10 protein-coding genes and 1 pseudogene are annotated in these 13,554 nt (G+C 45.2%); 6 read left to right on the top strand and 5 right to left on the bottom strand.

Going from position 1 to position 13,554, the window contains the following annotated elements:
- Positions 1-52 precede the first annotated feature (52 nt).
- Both WC615_RS10975 and WC615_RS10970 read left to right on the top strand, forming a co-directional pair.
- A pseudogene (locus WC615_RS10975) lies at positions 53-1,762 on the top strand (GMC oxidoreductase).
- Positions 1,763-1,811: 49 nt separating this feature from the next.
- The gene (locus tag WC615_RS10970) at positions 1,812-2,540 is read left to right on the top strand and encodes a ThuA domain-containing protein (protein ID WP_372978144.1); all 729 of its coding nucleotides are present in this window, start codon (positions 1,812-1,814) and stop codon (positions 2,538-2,540) included.
- Positions 2,541-2,722: 182 nt separating this feature from the next.
- On the opposite strand, the gene WC615_RS10965 is transcribed toward WC615_RS10970, so the two are convergent.
- Positions 2,723-4,273 (bottom strand): M20/M25/M40 family metallo-hydrolase, encoded by a 1,551-nt coding sequence (locus tag WC615_RS10965; RefSeq protein WP_372978143.1) that lies wholly within the window; start codon positions 4,271-4,273, stop codon positions 2,723-2,725.
- 303 nt (positions 4,274-4,576) lie between these two features.
- Between WC615_RS10965 and WC615_RS10960 the strand changes: the two genes are divergently transcribed.
- Complete coding sequence (locus tag WC615_RS10960; RefSeq protein WP_372978142.1) at positions 4,577-5,227, top strand: OmpA family protein; 651 nt, start codon at positions 4,577-4,579, stop codon at positions 5,225-5,227.
- 21 nt (positions 5,228-5,248) lie between these two features.
- Entirely contained in the window at positions 5,249-5,737 is a 489-nt protein-coding gene (locus tag WC615_RS10955; protein WP_372978141.1) for a PRC-barrel domain-containing protein, read from the top strand.
- A 102-nt stretch (positions 5,738-5,839) separates the two neighbouring features.
- Here WC615_RS10955 and WC615_RS10950 read toward each other — a convergent pair whose 3' ends face one another.
- Positions 5,840-7,999 (bottom strand): FUSC family membrane protein, encoded by a 2,160-nt coding sequence (locus WC615_RS10950; RefSeq protein WP_372978140.1) that lies wholly within the window; start codon positions 7,997-7,999, stop codon positions 5,840-5,842.
- Between the two features lie 191 nt (positions 8,000-8,190).
- Here WC615_RS10950 and WC615_RS10945 point away from each other — a divergent pair, with 191 nt between their 5' ends.
- Both WC615_RS10945 and WC615_RS10940 read left to right on the top strand, forming a co-directional pair.
- The gene (locus tag WC615_RS10945) at positions 8,191-10,764 is read left to right on the top strand and encodes a phosphoenolpyruvate carboxylase (protein WP_372978139.1); all 2,574 of its coding nucleotides are present in this window, start codon (positions 8,191-8,193) and stop codon (positions 10,762-10,764) included.
- A gap of 190 nt (positions 10,765-10,954) precedes the next feature.
- A complete protein-coding gene (locus tag WC615_RS10940; protein WP_372978138.1) occupies positions 10,955-11,479 on the top strand; it encodes a DUF4142 domain-containing protein in 525 nt (174 codons plus the stop codon).
- Here the strand turns inward: WC615_RS10940 and WC615_RS10935 are convergent.
- From WC615_RS10935 to WC615_RS10925, 3 genes are all read right to left on the bottom strand, one after another.
- Positions 11,471-12,673, bottom strand: a complete 1,203-nt coding sequence (locus tag WC615_RS10935) for a DUF763 domain-containing protein (protein ID WP_372978137.1) — start codon at positions 12,671-12,673, stop codon at positions 11,471-11,473. The two genes, WC615_RS10940 and WC615_RS10935, sit on opposite strands and share 9 nt — an antisense overlap.
- A gap of 165 nt (positions 12,674-12,838) precedes the next feature.
- Positions 12,839-13,294 (bottom strand): DUF4268 domain-containing protein, encoded by a 456-nt coding sequence (locus WC615_RS10930; protein WP_372978136.1) that lies wholly within the window; start codon positions 13,292-13,294, stop codon positions 12,839-12,841.
- Positions 13,295-13,323: 29 nt separating this feature from the next.
- The coding region (locus WC615_RS10925) for a fibronectin type III-like domain-contianing protein (protein WP_372978135.1) at positions 13,324-13,554 on the bottom strand (231 nt) is incomplete at its 5' end.

Raw genomic sequence — 13,554 nt, 5'->3', positions numbered from 1 at the left:
TGTTAAACCAATAACCAACCGGTTCCCCTAAACCGGTTTATAACCCTAAATTATGTCGATAAACGCACCCAACATTAATGGCAAGGCTACGGCCAACAACACGTATGATGCAATTGTAATAGGATCTGGCATAAGCGGCGGATGGGCTGCCAAAGAGCTTACCGAACGAGGCCTTAAAACCATTATGCTTGAGCGGGGCTCAAACTATGAACATATAAAAGATTATAAAACAGCGCAATATAACCCATGGGATTTTGAGCATCGTGGCAATGTAACCCAGCAGCAGCGTAAAGAACGCCCGGTAATATCGCGCAACTGCGGAGCGCAGGAAGCGGTGATAGATGCATGGGCCAATGAGCAGGATGCACCTTACGCAGAGGTGAAACCCTTTAACTGGTGGCGATCGTACCGTTTGGGTGGCCGCTCTATTTTATGGGGACGCCAAAGCTACCGCTGGAGCGATCTTGATTTTGAAGCAAATGATAAAGACGGCTGGGCGATTGACTGGCCTATCCGTTATAAAGATATTGCACCGTGGTATGAGCATGCCGAAAAATTTGCAGGCATCAGCGGTTCTATAGAGGGCATCCCCAACCTGCCCGATGGCCATTTTTTACCGCCGATGGATCTGAACTGGGTGGAGCGTGATGTGGCTGCAAGTATTAAAAAACAATTCGGCAGGCATATGATCATTGGGCGGGTGGCTAATTTAACAAAACCTATCCCTTACCGTACCGCTTGTCAGTTCCGTAACAGGTGTTGGGAAGGATGCCCTTTTGGCGGATACTTTAGCACGCAATCATCAACCTTACCTGCTGCTTTACGAACCGGGAATTTAACCGTTAGGCCGCAGTCAATAGTGACCAGGATATTGTATGATAAAGACACCCAAAAAGCCAAAGGCGTTGAGGTACTTGATGCCGTAACCAACAAAACCTATGAGTTTTACGCCAAGGTGGTATTTGTGAATGCATCGGCATTAAACAGTGCCTGGGTGCTGATGAATTCGGCAACGGATATTTGGGAAGACGGCCTTGGCAGCAGCAGCGGCGAATTGGGTCATAATATTATGGATCACCATTACAACCTTGGCGCCAGCGGCGAGGTTGAAGGCTATGATGATTAATACTATTACGGTCGCAGGGCAAACGGTCCTTATATAGTGCGTTTTGCTAACGTTGGCGATGATAAACGCGATTATCTGCGTGGATTTGGTTACCAGGGTGGTGCCGGCCGTAACGGCTGGAGTCGCGAAATTGCCGAAATGAATATCGGTGCTGCTTATAAGGATGAGCTATCTGAACCGGGAGCCTGGCGCATTGGTATTGGCGGCTTTGGCGAGCTATTGCCTTACCACGAGAACAAAATAACCCTCGATAAAACCCGCAAGGATAAATGGGGATTACCCATATTATCTATGGATGCCGAGATAAAGGATAACGAGAAAAAGATGCGCATAGATATTGTAAAGGAAGCCAAAGCTATGCTGGAAGCTGCCGGTGTTAAAAACGTAGAAACGCATGATAGCGGTCACAATATTGGCGATGGCATCCACGAAATGGGTACCGCGCGTATGGGTCGCGACCCCAAAACATCAGTATTAAACGGCAACAACCAGGTTTGGGATGCCAAAAACGTATTTGTAACCGATGGTGCCTGCATGACATCGTCTGCCTGCCAAAATCCATCGTTAACTTATATGGCGCTTACCGCACGTGCAGCCAATTTTGCTGCGGATGAATTGAAAAAAGGAAACCTTTAAAATCGATTTAAGAGAAAAGAATCAAGATACAAGACACAAAAGTAAAACCATGAAGATCAAAAATATTGTTACTACCTTAATGCTTATATGTTTGGTTACGGCTATAAGTTGTGCCAAACCAAAGCCCAAAGTGCTTATTTTTTGTAAAACAGCGGGCTTCCATCATGAGTCTATTGCGGTGGGGATCCCTGCTATCATAAAGCTGGGCAAGGACAATAACTTTGATGTAGATACCACTACTAATTCAGCATTATTTACAGCTGATAATTTAAAGCAATACGCTGCAGTAATATTTTTGAGCACCACAGGTGATGTGCTGAATGCCGGGCAGCAAACAGCTTTTGAACAGTATATAAAAGCCGGGCACGGTTTTGTAGGCGTACACGCCGCTACCGATACCGAGTATGATTGGCCATGGTACGGTAACCTGGTAGGCGCTTATTTTAAAAGCCACCCCAGCAAGCAGCAAGAGGCCAACCTGAATATTGTTGACAGAAATTTTATTGCCACCAAACATTTACCCGCAACATGGCGCAGGCTTGATGAATGGTACAATTACAAATGGATAGCCAGCGACTTGCATGTATTGATCAAGATAGATGAGAAAAGCTATACCGGCGGCGAAAATGGCGATAACCACCCCATGAGCTGGTATCATACATACGATGGCGGTCGTGCATTCTACACCGCCCTTGGCCATACCGATGCGTCATATGCCGATCCGCTTTATTTAAAGCATTTGCTTGGTGGGATACAGTATGCGATAGGGAAAAAATAACCGACTCGTCATTGCGAGCGTAGCGTGGCAATCTTCGATAGAAAAGTCGGCGACAAACGTGTCGAAGATTGCCACGTCGCTATCGCTCCTCGCAATGACGCGTGGAGGAATGTTAAGAGTTAATTCCACAAAAAAGCCCGCCTCATAACTGAAGCGGGCTTTTTCAATATCAGTAGCTTAGGTTAATCTAAACCACCGTGGCGGTTAGCTTTTACGGGCTCAGGCCATTTGCCTGGCTGGCCGTTGCGGCCGGCTGGTAGGTTGGTCGATTTATCGCGTGGTAGTTTTGCAGGGTCTTCACTGGCCATGTAAATTAATACAGCAGTAAGTATTGCGTTGCTGCGCAAGTCGTCAAAAACTACTTTATCGTAAGTGTCGCGGTTGGTGTGCCAGGTATAGTTACCGTACGACCAGCTGTTTGAGCTTAACGAGAAACCTGGTGCGCCTACAGCAACAAACGATGCAAAGTCAGACCCGCCACCGCCCGGTGAGCCAGGGAAACTGGTTTTTATCTGGTGACGGATGGTGTCCGGCACAGCCTCTAACCAGCGGCTGATAAAATCGCCGGCTTTTTCAAAACCCTGCCCGCCAATGTTAACCACGCGGCCTGTACCGTTATCCTGGTTAAATAAAGCCTGCAGGTTAGTAACAATTTCGGGGTGGTCTTCAACAAACGCGCGCGAACCGTTCAGGCCCTGCTCTTCGCTCGCCCAGTGGCCAACCAGTATAGTACGTTTTGGATGCGGATATACCTTTTTAAGGATGCGCATAGCCTCCATCATAGTTAGGGTGCCTGTACCGTTATCAGTAGCGCCGGTGCCGCCATCCCATGAATCAAAGTGGGCCGAAAGCATCACATATTCATCAGGTTTTTCGGTACCTTTTATCTCGCCAACCACGTTAAAAGTTGGTACCACACCAAGTTCTTTTGATTCGGCCTGTATGGTGATCTTTGGTTTTTCATTATTATCTGCAAGGCGGTACAGCATGCCATAATCCTCTAAAGCAATATCAACGGTAGGGATGGTTTTGGTATAAGCGCCAAATATTTTATCAACCCCAAAGCCTGCGCTCCAGTTATTGGTAACAATACCGGCAGCACCTGCTTTTTCAAGCGCAACAGGTAGGGTACGGGTGTTAAAACCAGTGTTGCTAATGCGTTTGCGCCATGCATCGGTTTGGGTGGTGCGGGCTGCTTTCATTTTATCAATAGATCCGCTTAGGGCAAATTCCTTCCAGTTATCATCGGGCCTACCGGTTGGCTGGTTCATAGATATCATTACAAATTTACCTTTAACAGCAGGCAGCCATTTTTGGAAGGCTGCAGAATCGGTCACTTCGGGTAAAATAATAACCTCGGCGGTAACCGGTTTTTTCATGCCCGGGCTCCAGGCAAGCTGTGTGCCTTCAATGCTGTGTACGCGTGGGTAAACCATATCAATGTGGGTTATACCACGTTCCCAGCCACGCCATTCGCCCCATTTTTCCTGGCGGGCGGTGATGCCCCAGCCTTTGTATTTGTCAAGCGCCCATTTGCCGGCCTTGTCAAATCCCGGGGTGCCTACCAGGCGCGGGCCTATGCCATCAAATAACTCGTGCGCCAGTTTTTCCAGCTGCGAGTTATCGGTGGCTTCCTTCACAATATTATCAACAACCGCGTTTTTGGTTTGCGCAAACGCGGTGCTACCGGCAAATAGTGCCGATGCCATCATTAGTTTGGTAAAGTTTTTCATATTAGTTTGATATAGGGCTTAGTTAGTTTGTGTAGCGAATGTATAAAATGCAGGGCGCAAAACATATTATGAATGATGATGTAACAAGTTTGTTAGAATTTTTGTGGAGTATCGGTTTTACCACAGAGGTCACGGAGATTCTTCACATAGATACACAGAGAAAATATTTAGTATTATAATGAAGTCCCACTTTGTGATCTCGTTGTTGAATATATATATTCTCTGCGCCCTCTGTGTTTAAATACAACTCAAACTTGGCCTGATTAATGCTTGGTAATCAACATACAAACACTCATAAGCATTATGGCACAGTTAGACGTTCAACCCAAGCGCAAAAGCTCGGTATTCATATGGATCATATTTGCAATTTTAGCAATAGCAGCAGCTGTTTTGCTTTATAAGGGATGTAACCGCTCGGCACCGTTAAGGGTAGATTCGACCGATACCGTTAAAAAGGACAGCGTAAAGGCCGACAGCAATGTTATTGTAACCACACAGCCCGATTGGAACTCCATTGATTTTAACATTCCCAAAGCATCGCTGGATGAAGTGACCGATAGTGCCATTATTGTTAGGGGTAACGATAAATATACCATTTACAGCCTTGGCGAAAATATATTGTTCCCTGCTAACCAAAGTACATTACAATCTACCGCTGCAGAAAAATTACACCAGGTAGCAGCATCCTTAATTAAGCGGTATAAAACTTCAGAAATTGCCATATATGGGCACGCCGACTCGGTTGGCCCCACTGGTGAAAATAAAGCGCTGAGTGCAAACCGTGCTAATGCTGTTAGGGATTGGATGGTGAACGAAGGGCATATAGATGCCGCTAAGATTACTGTTCATTCATTAGGCGAGCAAAAACCTGTGGCTACCAATGCTACCGAAAAGGGACGTGCACAAAACCGCAGCGTAGAGATAGTAGCATACATCGATGGAGAGAAAAAATAAGTTAGACTTAAATAAAAAGCAATGGCTTCGACAGAATATACAGATGATTACAATTTGCAGGAATTAAGCGAAAGTGATTACGAGATAGTAGAAGACCAGCCCAAAATATTTGGCTGGGATGTGAAAGATACACACCGCAATAAAGTAGGCGAGGTGTACGAATTGCTTTTTGACCCTGATACCCGCAAGGTGCGTTATATTGTGGTTGATATGGAAAATAACGATGCCAACCTGGAAGAGGGGCGTGTTTTGGTACCCATTGAAATTGCAGATTTTGACCTGGAGAACGACGAAGTTAAACTGCCCGGTGTAAGTGTTACCAATTTATTGGCATTGCCGCTTTATGAACGGGGCCGCACAATAGATAAAGGAACAGATGAAGAGATCCGCGTTGCGCTTGATAAGGCTGAAAAAGACGCACCAATTCCCCCGGGATCTATCCATGTAAGCAAAACAAAATTTTACCCCAAGAATGAAGAAGGGTTTATAGCAGGTGATGATAACGCTTAAGATTGTAATGTGAGTCTGAGCCTGTTGAAGACCCGCATAATTGGCTAATTGTTCTACAAGCTCACCATTACATAGGTGTCAGTCCGAGGAGCCTGTAGAAGACTATCTCAAAACATCATCCGTAACCTTGGCAATATCCACAGCTATTTTATTGATAAACCCTAACTGGTCTTTCATCAAAACATCTTCCTCTGTAAGGGGCACAGGGGCAATTTCCGGCTTTGGTACACCATCCGTTTTTGGTGGTGCTACCGGCGGGATAATGCTTTCACCATCCAGTTTTCTATCGGTTTCCTTTAATACAGCGATGCTGCGCTTAACCAGCTTTAACATATCCGCATGGGGCGTTTTTTGTCCTGACCGCATCAGTGCTGAAGCGATATTAGCCGAGTAAGAGGCCAGGATGTGATTTAGCACCACAAATTTATGCAGGTCTTTTATATTGCGCTGCTTGCTTTTAGGTTCAGATGTCATACGCTCAAATGTAGCCGATAAGTTGGCCGAGTTTACATAAACATCCTTACGGGCAAGCTTGTACTCGTTTATCTCTACCACCTTTCCCGATATGCTTTCAGAGATCTTTTGCAGGTAATTGATATCAGCGGTGATAACTGATTTTAAGATCTGCTGGATCTGCTGGAATTCCCATGTAGGAAACAACACATAACTGGCAATAAACGCAATGCCCGAGCCTATCAGCGTATCAATAACCCGCTCCTGGAAAACGTTGATGGTGCCCAGACCTAAAAACTTGAACAGGATAAGTACATATGGGGTCATGAATATAACTGCCACAATGTAGTTTATCCTCAAAAAACTATAAGTACCTATCATCAGTGCAACCAGTATAATAAACTGCGCAGTTTTACCCGGGATGAAATTCAGTATCATAATACCAATAGCACCCCCGGCAATGGTACCTATTAAACGCTGGTAATTGCGCTGTTTTGAAAGACTAAAGCCGGGTTTTAGTATCACAATGATGGTTAACAATACCCAATAGCTGTGCCCGCCTAATGAAAAGTTTTTTGAGGTTATAAAACCCACTAAACAAACCAAAGCAACCCTCAGGGCATGTTTAAAAGCGCCTGAGTTAAGCGTAAGGTTATCCCAAAAGATATGCGGGGCAAAATCCTGATGGGTTACAAATTTAGAGTACTCTACACCTGTAGGGCTTTGTACCAAACTATCTGACGCTTTGGAGTGGTAGTATTTATAAATATTGGAGATACTTTTGCTCAGGTCGCGCAGGTTGATGAGGATCTTTTTTAACACCAGGTTGCTGGTTTCCTTATCATCGGTACCAATAGTATCGATGCGGCGTTTCAGGTGTTCTAAACGCAGTTCAAGGTTACTTAACTTTTCGGGGCGGGTGTTGGCCAATACGGCATAGCCTATATTATCCAGGTCATCGGCCACGTGTTGTAAAAAATCGGCTATTTCTGATAAAACACCGGTGCTTTCAAACTTCTCGCGGATGTAGGTGTAATCATAGTGAGTAGCCATGATCTGCTCAAACATATCCACCAGGTCAATAAAAGTAAGCACCAGTATCCTGCTGGCCGAGGTCGATTCTTTTACCAGTAACCGGCTTTTAAAAAGGATCTCCCTAACAGCATCCTGGTGATTGCTTACCTGTATCTGCTGCAAAACCAGCTTGCGGTAATTTTCGTCAATATCAGTACCTTGCTTATAAAAATCGGCTTTTATGCGCAGGAAACGGGCAATATCCGCAACGTTTTCGCCCAGGGTTTGCTGTGCTGCGCGATAGGGACGAATACCGAAAAACACCAGGCTGAATATCATATACCACAGCCCGCCCGCTAAAATTGTGAGAGAAAATATGGGTACCTCGGGCGGGGGGACGGCCTTATCCATCATAAATATCATCACCAGCAAAGCTGATGTGCCAATTGATGCCGTACGGTTGCCATAAACCGTAAGCATAGAGAAAAGGAAAGAAAAGACGGTAATCTCCAGCCCTAAAGTAAATACGTTAAAACGGGCGTAACCGGTAATTAGCGCTACCATGATGAGTATAAGATTACCTACAGCCATAGCGTTGCGCTTGTGAGAAATTGGCCCCGGTCCGTCTATCGTGCAGATACACAGCGCACCTAACGACAGCGTGAGCCCCATGTTAAAATCGCCAAGTTTCATCAGCACCAGCGCGGGGGTAATGATGCCAATGGTCATGCGCAACCCGTCAGAAAAATACTGACTATAAAAAAAGCTTTTTATTTCTCTTTTATGGTTGTTCATCTACTAATTATTGGGTGTTGATTTTATGTCGCAAAATTAAACAAATAAAACTTGTACAGTTTCGTAATAACAATTATTGCATTAAAATGTACTAACCGTTATTAATTTTTTAGTTTTTACAGTATTTTAATTTTAGATAGTTAAATTCACGGCGTAATAGACTATCTAATCTTTGTAAACCTGTACTCATTATGCCATCAACCTTAAGGCTCAGTCAAAAAGAATCTATCTTTAACCACGAAGTTGTAAAGCGGTTTGAGCTATACAATAGCTTGTTTCAAACATTGCCTTTTTACCAGGTTAAGGATACCGGGATCTTGCTGCCATTCTTTAGTTCGCATTGCGATAAGGGGACGGCCGACCAGCTATCGCCTACAGAGATCATCGAATCGTTTTTCAAAAAATACGTACCTAATGTTGATCACCGCGAGCAAATAAACCGCTTGTTCAGGTTTATACAATATATAGAGCGCCAGGTGGTTTTGTTTGATGCCATTGAAGATTCATCATTTGCCAAGGTTGGCCGTGTTGATGATACCGGTACACTGCAAAGCATGGTGCAGCAGGCATCGCAAAGCGAGCAGGCAAGGGCAAACATCAGCAGGCAACTAAAAGATTTTTCGTTAAGGCTGGTGCTTACCGCGCACCCTACCCAGTTTTACCCGGGTACTGTTCTGGGTATCATGACTGATCTGATAGAGGCGCTTAAAACTAACGATATTCCATCTATTGATGGATTATTGCAGCAATTAGGTAAAACACCATTCTTTAACAAAACATCGCCAACCCCGGTTGATGAGGCCGTGAGTTTGGTGTGGTTCCTGGAGAATATATTTTATAACGCGCTATCTGGCATCCAGTCAAAATTGGAAGAAGAGTTTGATATTGAGGGTAACCCGCAGGTGCTTGAACTTGGCTTTTGGCCGGGCGGCGACCGCGATGGCAATCCTAACGTAACTACTGAAACCACCCGTTCGGTATCAACTTTATTAAGGCAAATTATTTACCGCTGTTACTACCGCGATTTCAGGAACCTGAAACGCCGGATCACCTTCCGTGGCTTTGCCGACACCATCAGCAAGCTGGAAGCGGTACTTTACGATAACGCATTTAACCCGCAGGATAACCCGAAAGACCTGCAGCCTGAGTTGCTGAAACTGCTCAGATCCATGCGCCAAACGCTGGTTACCGAGCATGATAGCCTGTTTGTAAATATTGTAGATAACCTGATCCAGAAAGTAAACTTATTCGGTTCGTACTTTGCCACGCTTGATATACGGCAGGATAGCCGCGTACTGCGCGATGTGTTTAAATACACTACTGAAAAGGTTTATACCGGTGTGCCGAAGAATTATGCTGATATGAATGAGGAAGCCAAAATAAAAAGCCTTCCGTTTAATCAGGCCGATTTTACATGCCCGGCCACTGCTGATAGCCTTACCCGCGATACGCTGGACACCATCAGGCTGATGAAGCAGATACAGCACAGCAACGGTGAAAAGGGCTGCCAGCGTTTCATCATTAGTAACTGCCAGCAGGCATCAGATATTTTGCAACTAATTGCCCTGTTTTTGTGGAGCGGATGGGAAAAAGATAAGCTGAGTGTTGATTTTATGCCGTTGTTTGAAACCGTTAACGACCTTAAACACGCCGGCGATGTGATGGAGAAATTGTATACCCATCCATTCTACAAAGCGCATTTAAAGAAACGCGGTAACAAGCAAACCATTATGCTGGGCTTTAGCGATAGCACCAAGGATGGCGGCTACCTGATGGCCAACTGGAGCATTTATAAAGCCAAGGTTGAGCTTACTGCCATGGCCCGCAAATACGATATTACCCTGGCGTTTTTTGACGGCAGGGGTGGCCCGCCTGCACGTGGTGGTGGTAAAACACACCGTTTTTACGCGTCGATGGGTAAGGAGATCGCCAATGAGCATATCCAATTGACTATACAGGGGCAAACGGTGAGTTCGCAATATGGTTCAGTAGAAACAGCGAGGTTTAATACTGAGCAGCTGATCAATGCCGGGATCATAAGCGCCTTACATCCAAACCATAACGACCTGCTGGATAGCAAGCATAAAGCCCTGATAGCCGAAATGGCCGAAGAAAGCCATAAGTTATTCCTGGCCCTGCGTGAGCACCCGCTGTTTATGGAGTACCTGGAAAACTACAGTCCGCTTAAATTACTGTCGCAGATCAACATCAGCAGCCGCCCAACCAAGCGTAATGCCGGCGCCAAATTGAAACTGGAAGACCTGCGTGCCATCAGCTTTGTAACCTCATGGAGCCAGTTAAAGCAAAATATTCCCGGCTTTTACGGAGTTGGTACTGCTTTAAAGAAAATGAAGGACGGCGGTAAATGGAATGAGGTGAAAGAGCTTTATCAAAACTCGGGTTTCTTTAAAACCATGCTGGATAACTGTATGATGTCTATGACCAAATCCGACTTTAGGGTTACGGCTTACATGGCTAAGGATAAAAAGTTCAGCGCTTTTTGGAAAGGGTTGAAAGCAGAATACGAACTAACCCGCGAAATGCTGCTGGAACTTACCGATACCAAAGTACTGATGGAAGAGTTCCCGGTTGACAGGCGTTCGATCGCTATACGCGAGAAAATTGTATTGCCACTGGTTATTATACAACATTATGCCCTGCAATGCCTTAATAATACCGACGATGAGGAACTGACAGGTATTTATAATAAGCTGGTTATACGTACAGTATACGGAATTGTAAACGCAGGCAGAAATTTGGCTTAAAGGTTTGCATTCTCCAATATGTAATTGCGAGGAGCGGAGTGACGCGGCAATCCCAAAGGACAAGCGGATATGCTAAGATTGCCACGCTATCGCTTGCAATGACATGGTTATTCACAACTTAATCATTAAGTTTTTGTAAACAGAATGCGGTAATACGTGTTACGTAAGTATTATAAGCTTAATATTTACGATGAAAAGAACATTTTGTATCGCCCTCGCATTGGTTACCTTACTTGTTGTGCAAGCTTGTAATAACAAAAAAGCCAAAAACTATAATAAAATAAATCAGGCTAACGAGGAGGGGATCTCTTTTGTAAAGGATGCCCTTGAATCCGGCGCAGCCGAAATAAAGGTATCTCAACTTGCCTTAACAAACTCCCGGAACACCGAAGTACTGGCATTTGCAAAAATGATCATTGCCGACCGTACTGACGCGGATGCTGAACTGAGAAAACTATCTGGCAGTAAGGTTGCGAACGACACACTTACTGTTGCCCACGAGTATTTGGTAAGCAGCTTAACGGGTAAAAAGGGTCACGATTTTGATAAGGAATATACACAGGCCATGGTTAACGACCATGAAAATGCCATAAAGATTTTTAAAGCCGGGGAAACCAACACAGACAAAAAGTTAAAAGATTTTGCCGGTAAAACGTTGCCAAAACTGCAGGAACACCTGAAACAGGCAAATGAAATATGTCTTGGTCTAAAATAGCTTTAACTGTTGTGCCAAAGGCGGTTTAGCTTTACCAAAAACAGTTCGGCCACCGTATTTCCATGAATCATTCCTTTCTTTTTCTATCACCTGGTCAAAATTAGCGTTGGGGGTAAAATCCTTTTCGGCAGCCTGGGCTATATTGGTGAGGCGTTTAATGGCCTCGTTTTTTTCGTTGTTACCCAGTTTGGCTTTGTGTATGGCAGTTTGCAAAACCCCAATGGTTTCATCATAAATTTTTATAGGTACAGGGAAAGGGTGCCCGTCTTTACCGCCATGCGCGAAGGAGAACCTCGCCGGGTCTTTAAAGCGGGATGGTGTACCGTGGATCACCTCGCTTACTAACGCTAACGATTGCAGCGTGCGCGGGCCAAGGCCTTGTAGCAGCAGCAGGTCTTCAAAGTCCTTCGGCTGTTTTTCGTGCGCCAGCCACAGCAAAGCGCCCAGGCGTTTCAAGTCGACATCCTTTGCCTGCACATCGTGGTGATTGGGCATTACAAGTTTCCTTATTTCTTTCAGCATGCGGTCGGGTTGCTCGGCGGCAATCTGCATTACACCTGTGCGCGAACTATCAGCCAGCTTATCGGCCATGTTTAAAATAAAGCCGTTGTTTTGCCCGTGGATAGCCGTATGCGGGGCTTCAACAAATGAAGTTAGCTGCTCCGAATGCCAGTGGTAGCGGCGGGCGGTACTACTGGCATCACTCATGCCTTGTTGCACTACGGCCCATTTGCCCGTATCGCTTAAAATAAAGTTATGTGTATACAATTGAAAACCATCCTGTATGGCGGTATTATCAACCTTGGCGCTCAGTTTACTGCATTTTACCAGGTAGTTACCATCAAGCCCGGTGGTGTTGCAAACGTTCATCAGCTCTTGCGGGGTTTTGGTAGAATGCTTACCCTTACCACCGCAAATATAAATACCCAGTTCGCGGCTATGCGGATTGATAGACCGCTTTAGCGCTCCCATAACCGATGTGGTAATGCCCGATGAATGCCAATCCATACCCATAACAGCCCCCAGGCTCTGAAACCAGAACGGATCGCTCAAGCGGCGTAAAACCTCATCCTTGCCGTAATCCATTACAATAGTTTCTATCACAGCCAGGCCCAATTTGGCCATACGTTCGGCAAGCCAAACAGGCACATAACCATAATGTAAAGGCAAATCGGCACTACCTGAACGCTTCATGCTAACAAAGTTAGCAAAAAATAATAAATTGGAAGAAAGTAAAACAACCGTCATTGCGAGGAGCGATAGCGACGTGGTAATCTTCGATATGCTTGTCGCCTACTTTTCTATCGAAGATTGCCACGCTACGCTCGCAATGACGCGCGAAAGAAGGGTAGAGTGCAGTCAAGCTTCAAACGCTACCTTCACATCGTTCCAAAACTCATCAAGCGCAATAATGCGGGGTTTAAAGAAGGAGATCAGCTTTGGCCAGTCTTCTTGTTGGAAGATACTGGCAGGGGAGAGCTCTGTATAGATTCTGCTGACGATTTTGCCGTATTCATCTGTGCTATGCAATTGCCATTGCCATTCTTCGCCAAGTGTGCTGTGCAGCATGGCTTTGTAGGTGGCGAACTGTTCGAAAAATAATTCCTGCAGCTCTGCATCCGGGTGGGCTATTTCAATGGCTATGCTTGCCTTTTTATTATCGGCCTGCATCCTGAAGTAGATGTGCTTAACACCGGTTTTATAATTGATCCAGTTAGTACGCAAGCCTTCGGCAGAAAGCACCGCCCCCATGTATTGCCCAAATGCCGTCCAGAATGCCTGTTTTAACTGTGATGCCTGATCTTTAGAGTACATAGATGTATAAAGGAGAAATGACAGGGTAGTTAATTATTGACAGTAAATTTCAAACTCAACTTCTCCTCCTGCGAATTACCACCCAATATCAGTTGGTATTCACCCGGGTAAATTTTCCATTTGTTAGTAGCCAGGTCCCATTTTTGAAGTTCCCTAACCGGGATGCGAATAGTTGCGGTTTGTTGTGCCCCTTTGGCTACGCTTACCCGTTTAAAGCCTTTAAGTTCCTTTATGGGCATACGGTCAACTTTAGGATATTG

Source organism: Mucilaginibacter sp. (assembly GCF_041663085.1).
Taxonomy (GTDB): Bacteria; Bacteroidota; Bacteroidia; order Sphingobacteriales; family Sphingobacteriaceae; genus Mucilaginibacter.
The sequence above is the reverse complement of the archived record's forward strand: the minus strand, read 5'-3'. Positions and strand labels throughout refer to the sequence as shown.